The sequence below is a fragment of the Planctomycetia bacterium genome, from assembly GCA_021413845.1.
In the GTDB taxonomy this organism is placed as follows: Bacteria; Planctomycetota; Planctomycetia; order Pirellulales; family PNKZ01; genus PNKZ01.
The window spans coordinates 1-21,245 of sequence record JAIOPP010000092.1; the positions used below are offsets into that span (position 1 = coordinate 1).

The following is a 21,245-nucleotide window of genomic DNA, read 5'->3' on the forward strand; positions in this document are numbered from 1 at the left end:
CATAGACCAGCAACGCGTCGAAACCTACCGGAGGTCGGAGTCTCGTCTCCTCACACGGCTCAACATCGCACTAAGCGAAGAGATATTCAACGCGAAGTATTAGGCCAAAGTAGCAGGCACGTTCCACGTGCCGTCCGCCACGGTTGACTTTAAGCTACGAACAAGGATCGCCCTCAGATATGCATCTGAGGCTATTGAAAGATGCCGAACGTGTTGCGATCGTGCGTCGCGCTCGAACGACGCACGTGGCGGACGGCACGTGGAACGTGCCTGCTACTTTCAATCGTCGTTCACGACCAACCCCGGGAGCTTCGCGCAAAGGCGGGCCACGCCGTCGTCGGTTACTTGCGTCGCTTCGAGATCGAGCGTTTTTAAGTTCGTGAGCCCGGCAAGCACTTGCAGTTGTTCGTCGTCGAGCGTGCAGTGAGAGATCTGCAGACGCCGCAAGCGATCGAGCGTGCCGATTTCCCCTAGTGCCTCGTTCGTCAGCAGGTTTCCTTCGATCGTCAAATAAGACAGGACGGGCAGCAACCGCAGCTGCTCGAAATCTTCCAGCGTCAACTTCGGCGCGCTTCGGAGCGCCGTCGAGCCGGCGTGCGTGCGCAGTTCCGCTTCGTTGAAGACGACGCCGAACGTCGGCCCGCTCAGCGACGGCAACGAACTGACCGTCGCCCCTCGGCCGACCAAATAAGCGACCACGCTATTGCGTCGAAACTCTTCGCGCCACCGGTGCCCATACCAGGCGACCGGAATCGACACGACGACCACGAGCAGCAGCAACGTCCGCAGACGTATTTGGAATCGCGGCATCTCCGTTCCCTTCGCCACTGAGCATCGACGGCGACATGCCCGCGACTCATGGGGCCCATAGGGCAAAGCCTTCAACTCGCCCTAGACTGTACAAACGCTATTGACTCTGTACGTGCGTATATTACAGTTATCGTAGTCGGCAGCCGAGAAAGAGACTATTCGTTCTCTGTTTTTCACGGCTTTTGCTCCTAACGACCCTTTGTTCCTCATCTCGGCCTTTAGCCCGACGTTCGGCCGAATTTGCAAGGATGGATCCGAATCATGGCGAATCTCGAAAGCCTGACCCCGCGACAAAAAGAAGTCTACGAGCTGATCCGCGACAAGATCAAGGCTCGCGGCTACGGGCCGACGGTCCGTGAGATCGGCACGCACTTTAAGATCAGCTCTCCGAACGGCGTGATGTGCCACTTGAAGGCATTAGAGAAGAAGGGGCTCATTACCCGCGAGCCGAATATGTCGCGGGCGATCATGCTTGCCACCGAGACCTTCGACTCGCAGCGGCCGGGCCTTCCCCTCCGAGGGCGCATCGCGGCCGGCATGCTGCACGAAGCGATCGAGCAGAGCGAAACCATCGACTTCGGCGAGTTGTTCGACTCCGACGACATGTTCGTCCTCGAAGTCTCGGGCGACTCGATGATCGAAGACCAGATCGCCGATGGCGATTACGTCGTGATCCGCAAGCAAGAGACGGCGACGAAAGGGCAGATCGTCGTCGCGCTGACCGACGAAAACGAAGCGACTCTCAAACGCTGGTATCCCGAGTCCGACCGAATTCGGCTCGAACCGGCCAACTCGTCGATGAAGCCGATTTACGTGAAGAATGCCCGCGTGCTAGGAATCTGCGTCGGCGTCGTACGCAAGATGTCTTGAGCCAGGACAGCACAAACCGCACCGTCGCTCGCTTGCGATTTCGCAAGCCGTTTCCCCCGCGCACACCAAAAACCTACCCAGCCTGTTCGAGCCCGCCGGCGTTTTGGCTTAGCTTGTTGTAGAGCGTCTTCAAGCTGATGCCGAGTTCTTCCGCCGCTTTCGGTTTGTTTCCCGAGTGCCGACTGAGCGCTTCGTGGATCGCCGCCATTTCGATTTCGCGCAGCGACGGGCCGGCAGCGTTCGTCTTGAAATGCGGACCGGGCACGACGCCCCCGCCCGAGACCATCCCTGCGGTGCTGGCCTGCGTCGTGTTCGGGACAGCAGTCGTGTTCGTAGCTTTCGTCGCCGGGGCGATGCCGAGCGTGGCCGGCGAGCGGTTGAATTTGCCCGGCAGATGTTTCACGCCGATCGGGCCGGAGTCGCACAGGATCGCGGCATGCTCGACGACGTTCGCCAACTCGCGGACGTTGCCCGGCCAGGCATACGCCTGCAACAAGCGCATCGTCTCCGCGTCGATCAACACATCGTTCGATTTCGCCAACGGCCGAAAGCGAGACAATAAGTGCTGAGCCAACATCGGCACGTCTTCCGCATGTTCGCGCAGCGACGGAAGCGTGACCTCGAACGTGTTGATCCGGAACAATAAGTCTTGGCGGAAATCTCCGGCCGCGACCATCTGTTCCAATTGCCGGTGCGTAGCGCAAAGAATACGGACGTCGACGACGAACGAATTGTTGTCACCCACGCGCCGCACTTCGCCGCATTCTAACACGCGCAGCAACTTCGCTTGCATCGACTTCGGCAACTCGCCGATTTCATCGAGAAACAACGTGCCGCCGTCGGCGACTTCGAAGAGCCCGAGCCGGTGGTCGTCGGCCCCGGTGAAGGCCCCTTTGCGATGTCCGAAGAGCTCGCTTTCGATCAAGTTTTCCGGCAGCGCTCCGCAATTGACCGCCACGAACGGCTTCTCCGCCCGCAGGCTTTGTTCGTGAATCGAGCGGGCCACGAGCTCCTTGCCGGTGCCCGTCTCGCCGAGAATCAGCACCGTCGACTCGGTCGGCGCGACGCGCTTCACCATCGACCGGACTTGGTTCATCGACGCGGAATCGCCGATGAGCTGCGTCTTCCCTTCGACGCGTTCGAGTCGGCGCCGCAAGGCGCGAAACTGATTCAGCCATTGGCGGCGCTCCGCGGCTCGCTCCAACATGGCCGAAAGATCCGTCATCTTAAAAGGCTTCGTCATATAGTCGAACGCGCCGAGCCGAACCGCGGCGATCGCGGAATCGAGCGTCGACTTGCCCGTGAGCACGACCGCTTCGACCGTCGGATCGAGTTCCTTGGCCCGCGCGATCACTTGAATGCCGTTCAGGCCCGGCATGTCGAGGTCGAGAATCAAGCAGTCGTAGCTGTTCTTCTCGAGCGCAGCGACTGCCGTCAGGCCGTCGGGACACACCGTGACCTCGTGCCCGAGGCGCGGCAGCTCCAAGCTCATGAGCTGTTGCAAATGGGCTTCGTCGTCGGCGAAGAGCAACTTCATTTTCTTAAGCGGCTTTGTGGCGATGGCTCTGCTCCTTCATGGTTGGTGCGGTCGGCAAGCGCAACCGGAATTGCGAGCCGGTGCCGGGCCCTTCGCTGTGCGCAAGAATAGTTCCTTGATGATCGGCGACGATCCGATAGCTGATCGAGAGCCCGAGACCCGTTCCTTGGCCGCTGCGGCGGCGCGTGAAGAACGGCTCGAACAGATGCGTGCGGACCTCTTCCGTCATGCCGCAACCGTTGTCGGTAAACACGATTTCGACCTCGCCGGGCCGCGTGCCGATCTCGATCTTCACACGGCCGTCGTCGTCGAGGCTATCGAGCGCATTGGTTACGAGATTGAGCACGACTTGCTTGATCTCGCGCCCGTCGACAACCGCATATACAGGTAATCCGGCGGCGAACTCGATCCGTTTCGCGTGGTACTGGCCTACGTGTCGGACCATTTCGACGACGTCTTGAATCAAGGCGCGAATGTCGGTCGTGCTCCGTTGGGAATCGCCGATGCGCGAAAAGTCGAGTAGCTTTTCGGTGATCCCTTTGCAGCGAAAGGCCTCTTTCTCGATCATGCCGAGATAGGTGTCGATGATCTTATGGTCGGGATCGTCGGCGTTGAGCAGCGGCGTGACGCGCTCGTGCAAGCTCTCCGCGCAGACGGCGATCGACGCCAACGGATTGTTGATCTCATGGGCCACGCCGGCGGCGAGGAAACCGACGCTCGCCAACTGCTCGCCGCGGATCACTTGCTGCGTCCGTTCGGCGACCTCTTCGTCGAGCTTGTTGTTGATCTCCAAGAAACGATTAGTCATCGCGTTCAGGTTGCGGGCCAATTCCGACATCTCGTCGTGCGTTTCGAGCCGGATGCGATAAGAGAAATATCCCGTCGCGATGCGACGCGAACCGCTGATCAGTTTCCTAAGCGGCCGGAAAATCCAACGATAGAACAGGTAGATCAACCAAGCGGTGAACAGCACCGTCGTGGCGGATGTGATCCAGGCGAAGAAGATGAGAGTGCGATATTGCACACGCGCGTCCTCGACGGACTCTTCGATGTTTTCATGCAGAAACGTCGGCAAACGCGAGGCGAGCATTTGCAAGCGATCGACCTCGGCGGTCATGCGCAACGCGATGTCGGGATCGAAATGCCAGCGCTCGAGATCGTTTAAGCGCTCGATCTCGGCCATCGTCTTGAGAATGGCGTACGTGCTTTCTTGCTCTTGCCGGCTATCGTTCATCGGCAGGCCGAAGTCGTACGTCAGGCCGTCGTGAATGCGCGCCTGGTATTTTTCGAAGACGTCGCGCGAGGCGGCGACCTTGCGAGTGAGGCCGCGAGCGAGCATCGCGGCTCGTTCGTCGCGCGCTTGAGCGGCAAACGGCTCGGTCTTATTAGGGAGCGTGCTGGCTTCTTTACGCTCGGCATACCAGAGCAACCGCAGTTCGCCAGCCGCTTTGCTGAAATCGTTGGCAAGCGGCAACTCAGGCACGCGGCGATAGAGACTGCGCACGATGCAGCGGTAGGCGTAGAGTCCGTGAATGGCGTTCCACGAGAGGGTGCCGACGACGACGACCAACAGCGCAAGCACGAAATAGAGCTTATTGCGAATCGTCCAGTTGTAGAGCAACGGCGACCTCCTTGTCGCATCGGCCGAACATGCCGTAGCGATTCCACCGCGGCGACTTCCATGTCGCTACGATTTCCAACCCATCACGACCCACGCCGGCAATGCATTCACCGCACGAGTCCGTGGCTTTCGCCGAGGCTCACGCGGGCAGGGCGGGAGTGTAGCAGCGTCGGACGCAGCCGCCAATATGCATCGCGTGCCGATCGCAGTCGCGATCGGCTGCGAGTCGCGTTGCAAGGCCCGATCGATTGTGATACCGTTCGCCCGCCTCGGCCGATGCCGGCAAACAGCATGCGCCGGCATTTTCGAATTACTCGCTTATCACGCGCTTCCTCAGAGCATTATGACCTTCGGAAAATCGACCGCCTCCGCAACCTCCGCTGCGCGAAATGAGAGCGCGAACGTTGAGCTTGCGCGCCAACGGCGCCGCCGGCGAATCGCCTGCCTCATGCCGTTGCTGGTGGTCATGGCGTTTGCGGGCTACGGAGCCTTTTGGCGTTACCATCTCAAGCGCTTTCAAACGGTCTCCGAAGGGGTCTTCTATCGCGTGGCGCAGCCGACGGAAATCGGCATGCGCCATTTGATTCATCATCACGGCATTAAAACCGTGGTGAGCTTGCAACTTTTCGACTTCCGGCTGCACGGCGGATTTCTCGATCCCGGCTCTCCCAACGGCCGTAAGGAAGCGGAATTCACCGAAGCTCTCGGGGCCCATCACGTGCAATGGCCGATGGGAACCGAAAAGAGTTGGCCTTGGCTCTCGCCTTGGCAGTTCGAAGAATTTTTTCGCCTCGTCGACGATCCAACGAACCATCCGATCATCGTGCATTGCATGGGGGGTCGCCATCGAACCGGAACCCTCTCGGCGCTGTATCGCTTAGAGTTCGACGGCTGGACGCCCGAAGATACGCTGCGGGAAATGTATTCCTTCAATTTCGGCGGCGCGATCAATTGCCAAGAACACAACCTCACGACGTACGTCCGCCGCGGACGCCCGAGCGGCGAACAGTGGCAAGCCTTGAGCGCCGCGTTCGGTCCGTCGGCCGGCGAACCCGCCCTAGTCGACTATGCCGATTTAGTTCGTCGCCTCCGGAAGGCCACGCCCGACAGTCGCCTGAAACACGAATTCGGGCGTTATCTAGCAGCCGGACAACCGTTCGCGCCGACACTCGCCGAACGGGTCATCGAATCGCCGCGCGATCCGCATGCCGCCGCCGCGACCGATCTCGCGAAGCGCACGCTCGTCGGACAGGCAGCCACGCCGGAGAAAGTCGACGACGCGGCAGTCGTGTCGTCGACCGCGCTGATCGCCGATTACGGAACGCCGGCCGAGCAGCAATATCTCCTCGAACTGCTTCAGCGCGAGACGCGCACCCCGGCCCCTTCGGCATTCTACGAGTCGCTCGCCCGCGGAGCGACGAATCGCTACACGCCGAACCGGATCGCATTCTTGCGCCCGTTGATCGACGACCAGCGACAACGCATCGGTCCTTCGAGCAAGCGCTATCGCTATTGCGACACCGCGGTGATTCGCTTGGCTGCCATTACCGACTCGCTCGCGACCGGCGGTTGGTCGGAGCAACACGTCGCCGCCGAAGGAAGACAGATCGCGCTGAAATGGTTCGACGAAAACGAGAACCAAAACAAGCTCTCCACCTTGCTGCCGCCGACCGGGCGCAACGTGGTGCAAGTCGGCGAAGGGCCGAAGCAAGAAGACCTTTCCCGCATGCGCCGGTAAAGCAACAGGACCGGCGGCGAGCTTAATCGTCGAGGATCGTCGACTCGGGCTGTTTTTGCGTACGCTGTCGGCGCAGCTCGTTCATCAAGAAATTGAGCGCGTAACAATAGCGGCGCACCGCTCCGGGCAGATCCGCCGACTTCTTCGCAGCGATCGCCGTTTCGCAGGTCCGGTCGTATTGCTGCCAATTGATCTGATATTTCTGCTGCACCGCCGTCTCGCGCAACCGCGTCGTCAGGGCTGAGAGTTTGTCGAGAAACTCTTCGTTTACCGGGCAGACGAGCGACGTATGCGGGCCGCGCCCTAGTTCGCCGCCGCGCCAAGCGCGCACCGAGCGGCCGCTAGTCCCTTTCGCAAACGCAAACAGTCCGAGCAACACGGCGACCGCCGTCGACGCGAGGCCGGGAATCGTTTTTCCGGTGAGCGAAAGCATCGCTCCCAAGAGCGCAGTGACTCCTATCCCGGCCCACACGAAAGGGCTGACCGAGTCGGAACCATCACCGCGAGCCGGCATCTTCGGCGGCACGGCATTCTTCACGCGCGAGAGATCGAGCACCTTCACGACGACGACCGTGATGTTATCCGGCCCGCCGCGCAAGTTGGCTAAGTCGACGAACGTCTGAACCGCTTCTTGCGGCGTGAGGCAGCCGAGCAGCGCGCCGATTTCATCGTCTTCGACTTGCCCGCTCAAGCCGTCGCTACACAGCATGAAGGTATCGCCCGGCACCAGCGGAAACGGTCCTTCGAGATCGATCTGGACGTTGGGATCGTGCCCCAACGAACGCGTGATGTAGTTCTTCGGAATATGGTCGGGCACTTCGGTGCCGGTCGACTTCGCCGCGGCGCGCATCTCCCACACGACGCTATGATCGAACGTGAGTTGCTCCAGCCGGTTGCCGCGCAAGCGATAGACACGGCTATCGCCGACGTGCCCGCACATCGCCCCTTGCGGCAACAGCACGAGCACGCTCGTCGTGGTCCCCATCCCTTTGAAGTCGGGATTATTCGAGCCGCGTTCGAAGATTCGGCGGTTCCCCTCGGCCAGCGCAAACTTCAGCGAGGTGGGGGCCGGCGCGTCGGGCTGCTTGAAATACTCGAGCGGCACGGTGTCGACCGAGATCTTGCTCGCCAGTTCCCCGGCCGCGTGACGGCCCATGCCGTCGGCCACCATGAACAAGTGGCCGCGTCGAAAGAAATCGACTTCGGTTCCGGCCAACATGCAGGCCTTCGAGTCCTGATTATTGGCGCGGCGCAAACCGACGTCCGTCAGTTCCGCATATTCGATGAAGTCTTGCCAATATCCGGCGGGATTTTGCATGTTGCCGTGCGACGAGGAAACAGCCGGAATCTAGGGTAGGTAAAGCTCAAAGTGCGATTTCGATCGTGCCGGCTGGTTCAGTATAGCCAGCAAATAAACTAGTTCCTATATGTGGTACGTGAAACCCCAAGGAAAAGCCTTAGGCCGTCCGCTTCGCCTCGGTCGCTCGAATCGACCTGGAACCGATCGGCCGTCGTCCCTATACTCCCGCCTCATTTCCCCCGCGATCGCCTCCCCGATCGTCACGTCGCTTCCGTTTTTTCGTCCCCCGGGCTCGCGCAGCATGAGCCGTCGTTCAGCATTTCGGCATTCGTCCCATTCGACCTGGGCCCGCGCTTTGTCGTCGGCCACGGCAATTGCGGTGTTCTGCGCCGGCGGTTGCGTGCAACGCCGCATGACGATCCGCACCAACGTGCCGGGCGCTCAGGTCTACGTCGACAACTACGAGATCGGCCGAACTCCGGTTTCGACCGATTTCATCTATTACGGGCAACGAGACGTGCGCCTCGTGAAAGACGGCTACGAGACTCTCAAGGTCAAGCAATCGCTGAACGCTCCCTGGTATCAACTACCGGGCATCGACTTCTTGGTCGAGAACGTGTGGCCGTTCGAGATTCGCGACGAGCGCAATTTCAACTATCAGATGCAGCCGCAATACATGGTGCCGACGGAAACCATTCTGTCGCGCGCCGAAGAACTGCGGCTGACCAATGCGACAACGCTCGCCGCAGCACAGCCGGTTGCCGGTCAGCCGGTTCCAGCGCAACAGGTTCCCGTTCAGGCGATCCCTGGGCAACCGGTTCCTGGACAGCCGTACGTCGCGCAACCTTATGCCGTGCAGCCGGGCTACGGACTTCCGCCCGCTGGAACGACCGCTCCGCAAGCGATGCCGGGCGCCCCGATCACGGCTCCGGCTCCCAGCTATGCACCGGCTCCGGCATACTCGACGCCCCCTGCGTTCGCGCCGCAAGGAACGACGGGCGCTCCGCGGCTTTAAGATCGCGAGCGCGATTCTCAACTTCGCCGCTTAACACAGTCGCTTAGTAGCGCCGCCTAATACTGCACCGGCTCGCCGTACGTCGTCGGGTTAGGGCGCGGCTTCTCGGCCAAGTCTTGCGAGAAGGCCCCGTTGAGGTCATCGGCACTCAGCCGGTAGACGAGAATCGAGCCGTTGACGATATGCACGGGCTCACGGTTCCGAAGATACGCACAGAGCCGGCCGAGACGGAGCAGCTCGAAGTCGGCGGTTACTTTCAATAACTGCGCTCCGTACTTTTCCAGAATCGCCGCGCGGCGCTTCGGGTCGGCTCCACTCCGCTCGAACTCGGCGATATACGGCAAGATCTTGCGATAATTCTGCTCGTAGCTCTCGAGCCACGGCCCGCTGAACGGCGGCAGATATACGGTTTGCAACATCGTAGCGCTGATGCAGTACACGCCGTCGCTCAAGCTGGGCTCGAACGGTTGCCGCAATGTCGACTCCAAGCTTTGCCGGTCGAAGAACCCCGGGAGCAGCGTCACACCATGCTCGGTCAAGGTCTGCATCTTGAGACCGACGGAGCTAGGCGGAGTCGTGCCGAAATACGAAAGATAGATGCGCGGCCCGTTCTCGCCGCCGATGAGCCCTTCCTGATCCAGCCACTCCTTGAGCGCCGGCAAATCCTGTCCCCAATCGAGCGAGCTATCGACGAGGTGCTTGTAGCCGTTCTGCGTTCCGCCCGAGGCGACGTTGAAATACGAAAGATAATTCGGAAACACCGCCACGGTTTCTAGGACGAGAACCCCGAGCATCGCGAAGACCGCCCCATACATAGCGCGCAGGAAACCATCGGGGCAGGAAGGCCAACCCGCCGGCGGCGCGACTTCCACATCCGTCGCAGCAGCTTGCGCGAGCGGAGAATTCCTCTGACCCGCGAAACGCCGCGCACCGGCCGTAATCCATTCACCTGCCAAGCCGCTAAGGATGAAGAGTGGGGCGAAGATCGGCAGGATGTGGCGAATGCCGATGTTGATCCCGCTGAAGATCGAAACACCGCCGTAAACCACAATGAGCACCACCAGCGGCAGCGTGGCATAAGCCCCTTCCCACAGCAACGAACCTGCGCGTCGTTTCTCGACCCGCATCTGATGCAAACGCCGCGCGGCATGCGCGGCGACCCCGAGCAAGAACAAGCCGAAGACCGCGAGCGGAGTCTTATAAAAGAAGGCGAGCGGAAAGAAGCTGCGAAAGCCGAAGATGCCGAACCAGCCGTCGAGATACGAAGCCCGGCCGACCGTCGTGCGCATCGTTTCCGCGAAGCAATAGAGATACCCTTCCGGGAACAAATGATAACTGCGAGCAAAGTTGAGCAGCCCCGTGTACCGCACGGCCTGCTCCGCCACTTGCTCGAACGTGCCGGTGTAAATCTGCTTGAGGTCGTTCGGGTAGTCGCGAAACGTCTGGAATTGAAACCCGAACAAAGCCCAAATGGTCAACCAGACGCCGACGATGTGCGCAAGCATGACGAGCCCGCTCAGGGCGAAGATGCGCAAGCGGGTCGTCACAACACGCGGCTTGCCGAGTTGGACGTCCCAGGGGCGACCATCGGCAATGCGCGCGGCGACCAACACAAGCCCCATCGGAATCAGCAGCAATGCCGAAAACTTCGCGCAAAACGCCAAGCCCCAGACAAGGCTGCTCAGCGCGAGGCGGCCGTAGGTCAGGCGCTGCAACACGCGCCACAGCGTCCCCATCGCCCCGGTGAAGGCGAGGGCGGCGCTCATGTCGAGCGTCGCGAGGGCGCCGTTGGAGAGGGTGACCGGATTCAAAACGTAGAGCAAGAGGGAGACGAAGCCGCCGGCAGTGCCGAAGAGCTTGCGCGACCAACAGAAGACGATCAGCGCCAACGCGGCGCTTAGGAGCGAAGTCATCCAGCGGGTCCAGCGCAGGATCGACGTCCCGTCGTTTCCCATTTCGTACAGCAGTTGGCGCGCGTAGCCCCAGTTGTCGGAATACCACCAAGTAGCCTGATCGGTCGCCGGGGCCGGAACCCCTTGCAGCACCAGCGGCAGGGTCATCCAGCGCTGCTGTGCGATGGCGACTGGAAACATCCGGTAGTCGCCGGTCGCCGCGATGCTATAGGCGTTGGCGATGTGGCTCCCTTCATCGAAGGTGGCGCATTTATTCCAAGCGGCGCCGTTCGCCAAAACGAGATGCAACACAATGAGCCCGGCCACGCCCGACCACAGGGGCCAAGCTTTCGGCGGGAGAATCTGCGCGCGACTGACTTCTTCGGGCATGACTTCTTCGGGCATGACGTTCCTTCGTCGGGTTCGCTAAGACTTCATCCGTGTCGTGCCGCGGCGGCACGGCCGTTTTCTTCGTCGAGGGTGCTTCGCACCGGCCGCTGATCTTACTTCAAGATCGAAGTCACTTGAACAGCGAACAGAGAAAACGGAGCAGGGGAGTTCGCTCGATCGGGGCCCGATTGCCGACCGTTTCGACCGCCATCGCTCCGACGGCGTTGCAAATCAGCCCCATCATCTCGGCCGGCGCTCCCTGCGGCACGCACAACGATGAGACCGCGAGAACGGCATCTCCGGCGCTCAGGCGGTCGTTGAAGTGGCCGGCCAACGCGGGAGCGATCGAGAAGCCTTCGTCTCTGCCCCAGCACAAAACCCCTTGCCGGCCGCGCGTGATCAGGGCCCGCCGGGCCCCGAGCTTCTCGGCCGCTTGTTCGACGATCCGATAGAGATCCTTCTGCCGTTGACGGGCTTCCAGCCGAATTTCCTTCTCGGAGACGCAAATAAAATCGGCGCGAGGGTACTTCGCCACGGTATTGAAGCCGAAGTTTCCGGCATTGGCTTGCGCATGCAGGGCCAAGCACTTCGCTTCGCGCGAGAGGAGCTCGACCGTCCGCTCGTCGAGCATCCCGTGGCCGTAGTCGGAGACGACGACGAGATCGTAGCGCGGCAGGGTGTCGCGCAACATCGAGAAGAGCCGCTCGGAGTTGGCGGCCGCGTCTTGATCTTCCCCCATCCGATACACTTCGAACATCTTCTGAAACGGATAGCTTTCGATGAATCGTTTCTTCACGATCGTCGGCGCGCCGGCCATATAGAGAAACGAAGCCGCGACTTTCGCGTTCAGCTTTTCGCGCACGAACGCTTCGCAACCGTCGTGCTTGCCGAGCATGCTCGCGAGGCCAACCTGATCGGTGAACTCCGCGAGATGATTTGCCACGGCCAGCGCGCCGCCGGCGAACCGCTCGGTCGACAACTCCTTGACCGCGAGGATCGGTTCTTTGCCGCTTTTGCCGAGCGCCTCGCAGTAGTTGTATTCATCGATGATCGACTCGCCGATCACGAGCACCCGGAGCTTCTTCGCCCCTTCGAGGTAGGCCGCCACGTCGTCGAACGTATACTTCGCTTGAAAGCGCTCGACGAACTCCGACGCCTCTTTCGAGATCTGCGGCAGATAGCGATTGATCAGATGCGAAGAGCTGAACGTCACGTCGTCGGTAAACTCGAGCCGACCGCCGATCGAGCGGACGGCCGCTTCTTCTTCGGCGATCGCGCCGGTTAGGTCTTTCGCACGGTCGGTGAACTCCGACCCCTTCACGAATACGTCCGGCTTCACGAGCCGCAGCGTTTCCACGGCGGTCGGCCATTCGTTTAGCGCGACATAGTCGACGCAGTTCAGGCCTGAGAGCATTTCCAAACGCAATTGCTCGTCGAAGGCGGGGCGGAGCGGGCCCTTGTTCACCCAGCGATCGGGCGTGAGCGTGACGATCAGGACGTCGCCGAAACGACGCGCCGCTTCGAAGTGGCGCAAATGCCCGACGTGCAGCAGATCGAACACGCCGTGGCAATGCACGACTTGCTTCCCCTGCGCGCGGAGCGCGGTCGTGAGCTCGGCCAATTCGGCGAGCGTCCGGATCTTCGAGAGGTTCGTCGATTCGGCTACGGACATAACGACTGCCGCGAGAGAGGAATTCGAACCGGAAAGGAATGCCGTCGGCCGGCGATTTCCAATATATCCGCAACCCCTCGAGCGCGAACAGGCATCACGCCGGGCTGCCCGAACGCGCCGGCAAGCCTTCCGTTTCGGCGGCGGCTTCCGCGCGGCTTCGCACATACACCAGCAACCCGAGCAGCAGCAATTGGCAAAGGGTATGCAGATGCCAACTGAGGAGCACGTAGTACAGGTCGCGGCCGAGCAACTCGCGATTCAGCCCGAGCGAGATCAAGAGAAAGAGGCCCAAGCTGAATTTCGCAGCTTTGCACCACGGCGGAGGGACGCGATACGACTCGGCGATGAGCCATACTGCCGGGACGACCCAAGTGAGATGCTGTAGCCACGTCGCCGGAGAATAGAGGGTCATCAAGATCAGGAGCGCCGCGAATTCCGGGAGCCGCGCCGGATCGTAGCCGGCGCGATAGGGCTTGCGCGACCAATAGCCGAACGCCGCCAGCAAGCCGGCCAGCCCCGCTGCGGCAACGAGCTTGGCCGTGCGCGGCGGGAGATCGAGCAAGGGGAAATCGAGCGGGTGGTCGACCTTTAGGATATGCCCGTTGGGATAGGCCGTCAGCAATCGCAACAACGCCGGCTTCAACGATTGATTTTGGATTCGTTGCTCGTTGTCGTCGGGCGGGCCGCTCAGAGCCCGGATCGCCACGAGATTCCATTCCGACTGCGCCGCATACCAAGTGCTCGGGCCCATGTAGGCCGCCGGTAAGGCGATCCAACCAACCGTGGCGATCGTCGAATAGATCGCGGCGCGAAAGCGCATGATGTAGTGCCCGGCGAAGATGATCGCCATCGCCGCGGAAGTAAACAGATCGCTCGTCGTTCTAGAAGCGGTGCCGGGCGACATGCGTTGCAGCGTGCGCAACGCATAGATCAAGCAGGCCAGGCCGGTCAGGCTGCGTAAGACCGAGCCGAGGGGGGCGGGAAAGGGGGCCAGCGGCGCGGCATAGAGGGCCGCGATCGGCATGTAGTTGTAGCACAGCCGATCTTGATAGATCGGCTTGCCCAGCAGCAGATGGATGCCGAACTGACGCTGCACGTCGAAGTCGCCGAACTTGTACGACCGCTTGTACGCAGTGAACGCGACGAGCACCGCGAGCACGATCGCGCCGACGAAGAACAAGCGACGTTGCCCTACCGTCAATTCACGAAGGAACTGCATGACTTTTTCTTGGCGAATCCGATTTTAACGTCGACACGGCGCAACGAAAAAAGCCGGGGCCCACAGTGCAGGCCGCGGCTTTTGCGAGTGGTCAGTCCCGGGCTCGAACCGGGGACACATGGATTTTCAGTCCATTGCTCTACCAACTGAGCTAACTGACCCGAAGTAGACGGGACATAGTAAGTTGCGTCCGAATCGTTGTCAATCGGACCTGCCCGACCGCGTTGACCGCGGCGGACGAAAGTGGTAAAAATGTGGTTTCGCCGCCGAACGTCGCGCGGCCTGGGATGTCTTGAATCGTTAGCCGGAGTGGCGCAACCGTGGGTGGAATCAGCGATCGGAAACAGGAAATCAAGCGACGTCGCAATCAGAAGAAGAAGATGCTCGTCATCAAGCGCAAGTTGAAGAAGGCTTCCGCTTCCGAGAAGGTCGTGCTCGCCGACAAGATCCGCCGCATGACCACCGGTGCCGAGTTTATTCTGGCAAACCTCGGGCTCGATGAGAAGAAGCGCTAAGCTTCGTGCTCTCGGCTTGAATATCGAACAAGAGTCATCGAACACAAGAAGCCTGCCGGTGGAAACCATCGGCAGGCTTTTTTTGCGCGCGAAACCGCAAGCGAAGCACGGTCTCCGGGATAGCTTGAAGTCTTCCGCTTACTTCTTCTTCGCCGGATCCACCACCGCGGTCGACGGCGTTATGGTCACCGTCACCGTGTTCGACGGGTAGACGCACCGGACGTTTTTCGCCGGGCCGGTCGGCTGTGCAACGGGGACTTGCGCGTCGCCGTTGATGAGGAAGCTGTACGTTCCGGGTGCCATCTTCGCGGTATCGATGGAAACCTTCGCCTGCGATTTGTCCGGCGCAATGTTCGTCGTCGGAATCTCCATGCGGGGCGGAAGCTGATAGCCTGCCCCGACGAGTTGAACCGCGTTCTTCATAGTGCCGTGTCGGCGGACGTCGACCGTCAGCTCGATCGGCTTGCCGACCTCGAGCGTGGCGCCGGCAACGGTCGCTTTCAACTCGAACGGCGCACCTTCGCGCACCGCCAGCACGATCGATTGCGTCTGCCGACTGATCGCCGGCGTGTTCACCGTGTCCCAGACGACGACCCCGCCCCGAGCCGCATGTTCGCGCTTCACGCCTTCGACCTCGCTCCGACCGACGATCCGGATGTCGGATTCCGTGAGCTCGGCATCGGCCGCGGCCGTGAGCACGAGCGTTCCCCAATTCACGCCCGGCCCCAGCACGATCGGGTCGGCGGTAACTCCCTTCGGTAGCCCTAGCACTTCGACGTCGATCGGCCCGACGTGACCGTCGAGGCGCCAAGCGAGAATGTCGACCCGAGCCCGTCCGCCTTGAAGCACGAGATGCGAATCGCGATGTACTTCATGCGGCGGCTGGCAAACGAGAGCGAAGTCGGGCACCGGATCGGCGCGGACCACGAGGCGATACGTGTACTGCGGCCCGCCTTGCACGGCGCGGTAAAGATGCTCGAGCCGTAACTTGAACTCGCCGTCTTTCGTAGCCGTAAAGAGTCCGCGAATGTCGCGACCGTTCGTGTAGAAGCGGATCTGGCCGATGTTCTGGTTGTCGTCGGCCAAGGCTTGCACCAAGTCTCCCTTTTCATTGAGAATTTCAAGATCGGGATCGGCTGGCGAGCCGAGGCGTTGCGAGATCACTTCGATCGCGTACTTCTTTCCCTTTTGCGCAGCGAACGCATAGAAGTCGAGATCGTTCGTGAGGAACTGCCCGCTCACGGCGGCCGGCAGCGTCAGACGTTGGGCATGTTCGGCGTCGTCGTTCGGTTCTTGTTCGAGCGTCTCTTCGGCTTCGCTGAACACGACGAGCTTCGGGTTCGAGATACCGGTCGGCCCGGGGGCATGAATCTCGAAGCCCGAGATTTGCGACGCTTGCGGACGAATCAGATCGGCGGTCTTTAAGGCATCGACCTCGGCCGGATCGCGCGGCGCGGCGACTTCGACAACCACCGACTCCAACGGCTTGCCGTTCACTTCGATTCCCGCCGGCTTGCCGCCGGGAAGGCCGCGACCGTAGAGCGTGATCTTCCGCTTCTCGCCCGGCCGGAGGCCGCTCGGAGCGATGAAGTCGAGATACGGAGCCGTGCCGATCGAGAGGCGGTAGTAGTAGTCGCTGCCGCCGGCGTACATGAAGTCGACGAGCTTCAGCGCGTAGTCACCGTCGGCCGGCAGCACGACGTCGATAAACGGATCGCGCATCTGATCACGGATACTTTCGTCTTGGCTCGCCGCCAATTCGCGACCGTCGGGCCCATGCAAAAACAGATAGCCGTCGAACTTCGAGTCGATCCGCCAAGCCGTGCATTCGACGAAAACCCGTTGCCCCTTCTTGCCCGGGAACACGAACCAATCGACATCTTCCGACTTCTGCATCTGGCCGTTGACGACGCTCTCCAAGGGCACGCGCTGCGCTACGGCCGACTCGTCGTTCGGCTCGACTTCGAGCGACTCCGCGCGATCGCCGACGACGAACGTGCGCGGGTTCGACACGCCGAGCTTGCCGACGACGCGGACATCGTAATATCCGGGAGCGACGTCTTTCGCTACGCTGACGCGGAAGCGGCCCTTCTCGTTCTTTTGCGGCTCGAGCTTTTCGCTCTTCAAGCCGGGATGGCTGAAGTAGAGCCGCGACGGTTCATCGAGGCCGTCTCCTTCGACGACCGCTTCGACCGACGTTCCTTGCCTTGCCCCCGGCGGATAGACGGAGCGCAACTTCGGCATCGGCAACTGCGCCGAGGCAATCGCGACGAAAGAAAGACACAACCAGACGGCGACGAAGGGGCGGAGCGACATAGCGATGACGACCGAACTCGAAGGTCGGAACGAAACGGAACGACGACTGACGTAATGCGCCGCGACGACTACATGATTTCGGGAATCGGCTCGCCGTAGTTCAGGATCTCGACCGGCCGATTGGCGTCATTGACGAACGACTTCGAGCGGTCGATGCCGAGCCGCGAGTACATCGTCGCCAGCACATCTTGCGGCGAGACGGGACGCGAGGCGGGGAACTCGGCGCGAGCATCGCTCGAACCGAGGACGAGCCCTTGCTTCAAGCCGCCGCCGGCCATTATGACCGAGAAGACGTTCGACCAATGGTCGCGACCGGCACTCGAGTTGATGCGTGGCGTCCGCCCGAACTCGCCCCAGACGAGAACCATCGTCGTTTCCAATAGGCCGCGGTCGGCGAGGTCTTCGATAAGGGTCGAGAAGCATTGATCGAAGCGCGGCAGCTTATCCTTCAAACCTTCGAAGTTGTTGGCGTGCGTGTCCCAGCCCCCCATGTCGACCGTGGTGAAACGCACACCACGCTCGATCAAGCGGCGGGCGAGCAATGTGCTTTGGCCCCAAGTGTGTCGGCCGTAGCGATCGCGAAGCTTGTCGTCTTCGCGGCTCAAGTCGAACCCTTCGCGCACGGCGCTCGACGTGACCAAGTCGAAGGCTTGCTCGGAGAATTGATCGAGCCCTTTCACCAGGCCCGCGCGATCGATATCGCGGCGAACTGTATCGACTTTCGTCAGCAACGAACGGCGGCTGTCTAAGCGGCGGGCATCGATCTGGCCCGGCAGCTTGAGATCGCGGACGTTGAAGTTGGCCTGCGACGGATCGCCGAGGACCTCGAACGGATTGTAGGCGACGCCGAGATACGCGGCGGCGGAGCTCTTCGGAGCTCGCGGCACGGCGACATAAGCCGGAAAGCCGGGCTTTCTGGCACCCATTTCATGCGCGACGATGCTGCCGTAGCTCGGCACTTCGTTCGAAGGAATGTCGTTCGTCGGCTTGTAGCCGGTAAGGAGCGTATGCGTAGCCGATTCGTGGCCGGAATCAGGATGCGTGACCGAACGGAGCACGCAAAGCTTGTCGCAGATCGTAGCGATGCGCGGCATGTGCTCGCAGACGTCGAGGCCCGGCAGGTTCGAGGCGATCGGGTTGAAGGTGCCGCGAAACTCGGCCGGCGCTTTCGGCTTGAGGTCCCACATGTCGAGATGGCTCGGGCCGCCCCCTTGCCAGAACAGGATCACGTTCATATCGGCCGCCTTGGCCGCGGAGCCGCCGGCTTGCTTCGCCCGGGCCGAGCCGCGCAGCGCATCGGCCAGCGTGAGCCCGCCGAGCGCGAGCGTGCCGGCGCGGAGAACGTCGCGGCGAGAAAAGCCGTCGCAAGTACGATGGCCGCCGGTGCTGATGTTGAGCATGTCGTGATCCTTAAATCTAAAGCGAAGCTTGAGTTTCGAAGCGTAGGGCCGAAGAAGCCGAACTTCACGGCCGGCAAAAATACGTTAGCGGTTGAACATGAATTCTTTGCTGCACAGCAGGGACCAAACGATGTCTTCGAGAGCCGACTTCCGATCCGGCTCGGTCTTGATGTAGTTTTGCGCGGTCGCCATTTCGTCGGCGCGAGGGCTGCGTCCGAACGCCCGCAAATACAACTCGACGATGAACTGGTCGTCGGACTTCTTCGAGGCGACATGCATGCCGACGCGCCCTTTGGAGTCGCCGATTTTGTTTTGCGTTTCCTGCGAGTTCATTAAGTGCAAGAGTTGCGACAAGCTCGGCTCGTAGCTTCGTCCGCATTCGCACGGCGTCTCGCGAATCGAGCGGCCGAAGATTTCGAGGAAATAGCTGTTCGAGCCTTCGTCCGGTAGCCCGATCGCGCGCGTTCCTTGCGGCAAGCCGCCGAAGCGTTCGGGCCGATCGGTGACCTTGCCGACCGCATCGAGCAACACTTCCGCCGGCAAGCGGCGGGCATAGTAACGAGCGTAGTTCTGCCGATCTTTCTCGTTCCACTGGCTCGGCTCGGAGCTCAGCTGATAGGTCCGCGAGTTCATGATCGTGCGAATCAAATGCCGGATATCGTAGTTATGCTCGACGAAGTCGCGCGCCAGCGCGTCCATCAGAGCGGGATTGCTCGGCGGATTGGTCACGCGCATGTCGTCGACCGGATCGACGAGGCCGATCCCCATGAAGTGGCCCCACACGCGGTTGACCATCGCCTTGGCGAAGAACGGATTGTCGCGCTCCGTCATCCAATCGACGAGCTTGCCGCGCGGGTCTTCGCCGCGGACATACTCCGACTCCTCGCCGCCGAGGCCGCGCGGCTTCATCGCCTTGTTCGTCATCGGGTTGCTGACGCCGCCGTCTTTGCGGACGAAGATCGAATCTTCGCCGGAGACTTCTCCCGGCTTCCGCCCGAGCCGACCGAAGTAAGCGGCGAAGCTCCAATAGTCGTCTTGGCTCCAACGCTCGTACGGATGGTGATGGCAATTCGCACAGTTGATGCGCGTGCCGAGGAAGAGTTGCGCCGTGTCGTTGACTTGGTGCGTGATGTTGCGAACTTCGCGATACCAAATCACGGGCGGATTGTCCGACACGTTGCCTTGCGCCGTGAGCACCGAGCGCACCAGCTGATCGTACGGCATATTCTGGGCAAAGGCGTTGCGCAGCCAAGCGGCGAAAGCAAACGTACCGCGCTTCGCTTGGTCGCCGTTGCGACGTTTGTTGCGCAACAACTCGCCCCACTTCTGCGACCAGAACTCGGCATACTCGCCGCGCTCGAAGAGCGCTTCGATGGTACGAGCCCGTTTGTCGGGGGAAGAGTCGGCGAGAAACGCCGCGATCTCGCTCGGCTCCGGCAACGTGCCGATCAGGTCGACATGCGCGCGACGGAGAAACGTCTCGTCGTCGATACCCGGACTCGGAGCGATGCCGAGCAGCTTCCATTTTTCGAGCGTCAGCTTGTCGACAAAGTTTACCGGTTGAAACGCAGCATAGGCATCGGCCGGCAGATCGTTGCCGAACGGCACGGTGACGCGGGCCACGTCGACAAGGCCCATATAGCGGACCATCACGGCCCCTTCGCCGGTCGTGCCGAGCGTGCGAATCGTGCCGCGAACGTCGACGTCGATGATGTCGGGCTGTTGGCTTTTGTATTCGGCTTCGCGCGTCACATCGCGCCGCTTGCCGTCGCTATAGGTGGCGACGACACGGATCTGTTGTTTGCCGTCGGCGGTGAGCTTGCGCGAAGCCGGCTCGACCGCGATCGCTTCGACGCGCGGGTCGTCTTTCTCGCCCCACGGCATCCCTTGCACGATCCAGCGTCGCAATAGCCGGTACTCGGCCGAACCTTCTTCGATCCGCTTGCCGCCGCCGTGCGGAAGCCGGCCGGTCGATTTGAGGAGCAAGAGCGAACGATCGGGAGCGGCCGGCGATAGTCGGCGGCCGCGATCTTGTTTCACGAGCGCTTCGAAATCGTAAGCGGCATCGAAGCCGAACAACGACAGGCGAAAGCCGTTTTGTCCGCTCGCCTTGCCATGGCAGCCGCCGCTATTGCAGCCGTGTTTGCTCAAGATCGGAACGATGTCGTTGTTCATGTTCAGCCGGCGTTCGTCGGCGAGGCCGGCAACCGTAAACGGCACCTGAGCCTCGACTCCCTTCGCGGCGCCGCCGGTCTGCTGCCAATGGACGACGAGCGTGCCGGCACCATCGGCGACCGGCAACACGCGCGCATCGGCGACGAGCACGACGCCGGCCTTGCTCATGACGACCTTGGCTTCGGCGGTCACGTCGCGGAGCGAACCATCGGCCAGTTCGGCCGTGACGATCAGTTGCGCCGAATCGTCTCGATCGACCAATACGACTTCGGCCGGAGCGACGCTCAAGCGAACGACCTGCGCCGCTGAGCCTGCATCCGAGGTCATGCTGCGGGCCGGCACGACCGAAGCCGGAGCGGCAGCGAACACCGATGAAGAAGCCGTGGAAACTCCGACGATGCTAACGAGAATCAACGCTACCGAGACGGAACGCGAACGGATGCAATGGCTCGACGGAGTCGGCATCGGCTTCTCTCGAAGGGCAGGGGGGAGGCAAGGCGGGCAGATCGGGCAGCAGCAATTACTAGCCGGCGGGAACGACACGGCACGGGAAGCCGAGGTCGTCGTATTAGGGTTATCGACACACCAAGCGAGGCTCGCGGCAATCGATTCTCCGAAAGGCAGTATATGCGGGCTGCGTAAATAGTTGCAAGTGCTTTGCCGGATGATGTTTGTGTCGAAAGTGAATTGACTTTGCGCTCCATCTCGGAAGAGGGGGCCTTCAGCGCGGCCTGGAACTTTGCCAATCCATTGAAGGCAAACGGTTTGCGACGAC

Annotated in this window: 13 protein-coding genes, 1 tRNA gene and 1 pseudogene; 4 read left to right on the forward strand and 11 right to left on the reverse strand. The window is 61.3% G+C overall.

Going from position 1 to position 21,245, the window contains the following annotated elements; translation table 11 throughout:
* Positions 1 to 279: 279 nt before the first annotated feature.
* Complete coding sequence (locus K8U03_16485) at positions 280 to 810, reverse strand: hypothetical protein (protein MCE9606492.1); 531 nt, start codon at positions 808 to 810, stop codon at positions 280 to 282.
* A gap of 261 nt (positions 811 to 1,071) precedes the next feature.
* Here K8U03_16485 and lexA point away from each other — a divergent pair, with 261 nt between their 5' ends.
* On the forward strand, positions 1,072 to 1,680 hold the full coding sequence (lexA, locus tag K8U03_16490) for a transcriptional repressor LexA (GenBank protein MCE9606493.1): 609 nt from the start codon (positions 1,072 to 1,074) through the stop codon (positions 1,678 to 1,680).
* Between the two features lie 73 nt (positions 1,681 to 1,753).
* On the opposite strand, the gene K8U03_16495 is transcribed toward lexA, so the two are convergent.
* Both K8U03_16495 and K8U03_16500 read right to left on the reverse strand, forming a co-directional pair.
* On the reverse strand, positions 1,754 to 3,217 hold the full coding sequence (locus tag K8U03_16495; GenBank protein ID MCE9606494.1) for a sigma-54 dependent transcriptional regulator: 1,464 nt from the start codon (positions 3,215 to 3,217) through the stop codon (positions 1,754 to 1,756).
* A 4-nt stretch (positions 3,218 to 3,221) separates the two neighbouring features.
* Complete coding sequence (locus K8U03_16500; protein ID MCE9606495.1) at positions 3,222 to 4,838, reverse strand: HAMP domain-containing histidine kinase; 1,617 nt, start codon at positions 4,836 to 4,838, stop codon at positions 3,222 to 3,224.
* Positions 4,839 to 5,286: 448 nt separating this feature from the next.
* Between K8U03_16500 and K8U03_16505 the strand changes: the two genes are divergently transcribed.
* Positions 5,287 to 6,576 (forward strand): tyrosine-protein phosphatase, encoded by a 1,290-nt coding sequence (locus K8U03_16505; protein MCE9606496.1) that lies wholly within the window; start codon positions 5,287 to 5,289, stop codon positions 6,574 to 6,576.
* A 22-nt stretch (positions 6,577 to 6,598) separates the two neighbouring features.
* Here K8U03_16505 and K8U03_16510 read toward each other — a convergent pair whose 3' ends face one another.
* Positions 6,599 to 7,894, reverse strand: coding sequence for a protein phosphatase 2C domain-containing protein (locus K8U03_16510; protein MCE9606497.1), 1,296 nt, complete (start codon positions 7,892 to 7,894; stop codon positions 6,599 to 6,601).
* A 283-nt stretch (positions 7,895 to 8,177) separates the two neighbouring features.
* On the opposite strand from K8U03_16510, the pseudogene K8U03_16515 reads away from it, so the two are divergent.
* Positions 8,178 to 8,597: pseudogene (locus tag K8U03_16515) on the forward strand (PEGA domain-containing protein).
* Positions 8,598 to 8,947: 350 nt separating this feature from the next.
* On the opposite strand, the gene K8U03_16520 reads toward K8U03_16515, so the two are convergent.
* From K8U03_16520 to K8U03_16535, 4 genes are all read right to left on the reverse strand, one after another.
* A complete protein-coding gene (locus tag K8U03_16520) occupies positions 8,948 to 11,188 on the reverse strand; it encodes a hypothetical protein (protein MCE9606498.1) in 2,241 nt (746 codons plus the stop codon).
* A 115-nt stretch (positions 11,189 to 11,303) separates the two neighbouring features.
* The gene (locus K8U03_16525; GenBank protein ID MCE9606499.1) at positions 11,304 to 12,845 is read right to left on the reverse strand and encodes an adenylyltransferase/cytidyltransferase family protein; all 1,542 of its coding nucleotides are present in this window, start codon (positions 12,843 to 12,845) and stop codon (positions 11,304 to 11,306) included.
* Between the two features lie 94 nt (positions 12,846 to 12,939).
* The gene (locus K8U03_16530; GenBank protein ID MCE9606500.1) at positions 12,940 to 14,064 is read right to left on the reverse strand and encodes a hypothetical protein; all 1,125 of its coding nucleotides are present in this window, start codon (positions 14,062 to 14,064) and stop codon (positions 12,940 to 12,942) included.
* An 88-nt stretch (positions 14,065 to 14,152) separates the two neighbouring features.
* A tRNA-Phe gene (locus K8U03_16535) sits at positions 14,153 to 14,225 on the reverse strand.
* Between the two features lie 159 nt (positions 14,226 to 14,384).
* Here K8U03_16535 and K8U03_16540 point away from each other — a divergent pair.
* Positions 14,385 to 14,579 carry a hypothetical protein gene (locus tag K8U03_16540; GenBank protein MCE9606501.1) on the forward strand — a complete coding sequence of 65 codons (195 nt, stop codon included), beginning with the start codon at positions 14,385 to 14,387 and terminating at the stop codon, positions 14,577 to 14,579.
* Positions 14,580 to 14,717: 138 nt separating this feature from the next.
* Here K8U03_16540 and K8U03_16545 read toward each other — a convergent pair whose 3' ends face one another.
* The 3 genes from K8U03_16545 to K8U03_16555 form a co-directional block, all read right to left on the reverse strand.
* On the reverse strand, positions 14,718 to 16,895 hold the full coding sequence (locus tag K8U03_16545; GenBank protein MCE9606502.1) for a hypothetical protein: 2,178 nt from the start codon (positions 16,893 to 16,895) through the stop codon (positions 14,718 to 14,720).
* Between the two features lie 68 nt (positions 16,896 to 16,963).
* On the reverse strand, positions 16,964 to 18,295 hold the full coding sequence (locus tag K8U03_16550; protein ID MCE9606503.1) for a DUF1501 domain-containing protein: 1,332 nt from the start codon (positions 18,293 to 18,295) through the stop codon (positions 16,964 to 16,966).
* Positions 18,296 to 18,379: 84 nt separating this feature from the next.
* On the reverse strand, positions 18,380 to 20,935 hold the full coding sequence (locus K8U03_16555) for a DUF1549 and DUF1553 domain-containing protein (protein ID MCE9606504.1): 2,556 nt from the start codon (positions 20,933 to 20,935) through the stop codon (positions 18,380 to 18,382).
* Between the last annotated feature and the right edge of the window lie 310 nt (positions 20,936 to 21,245).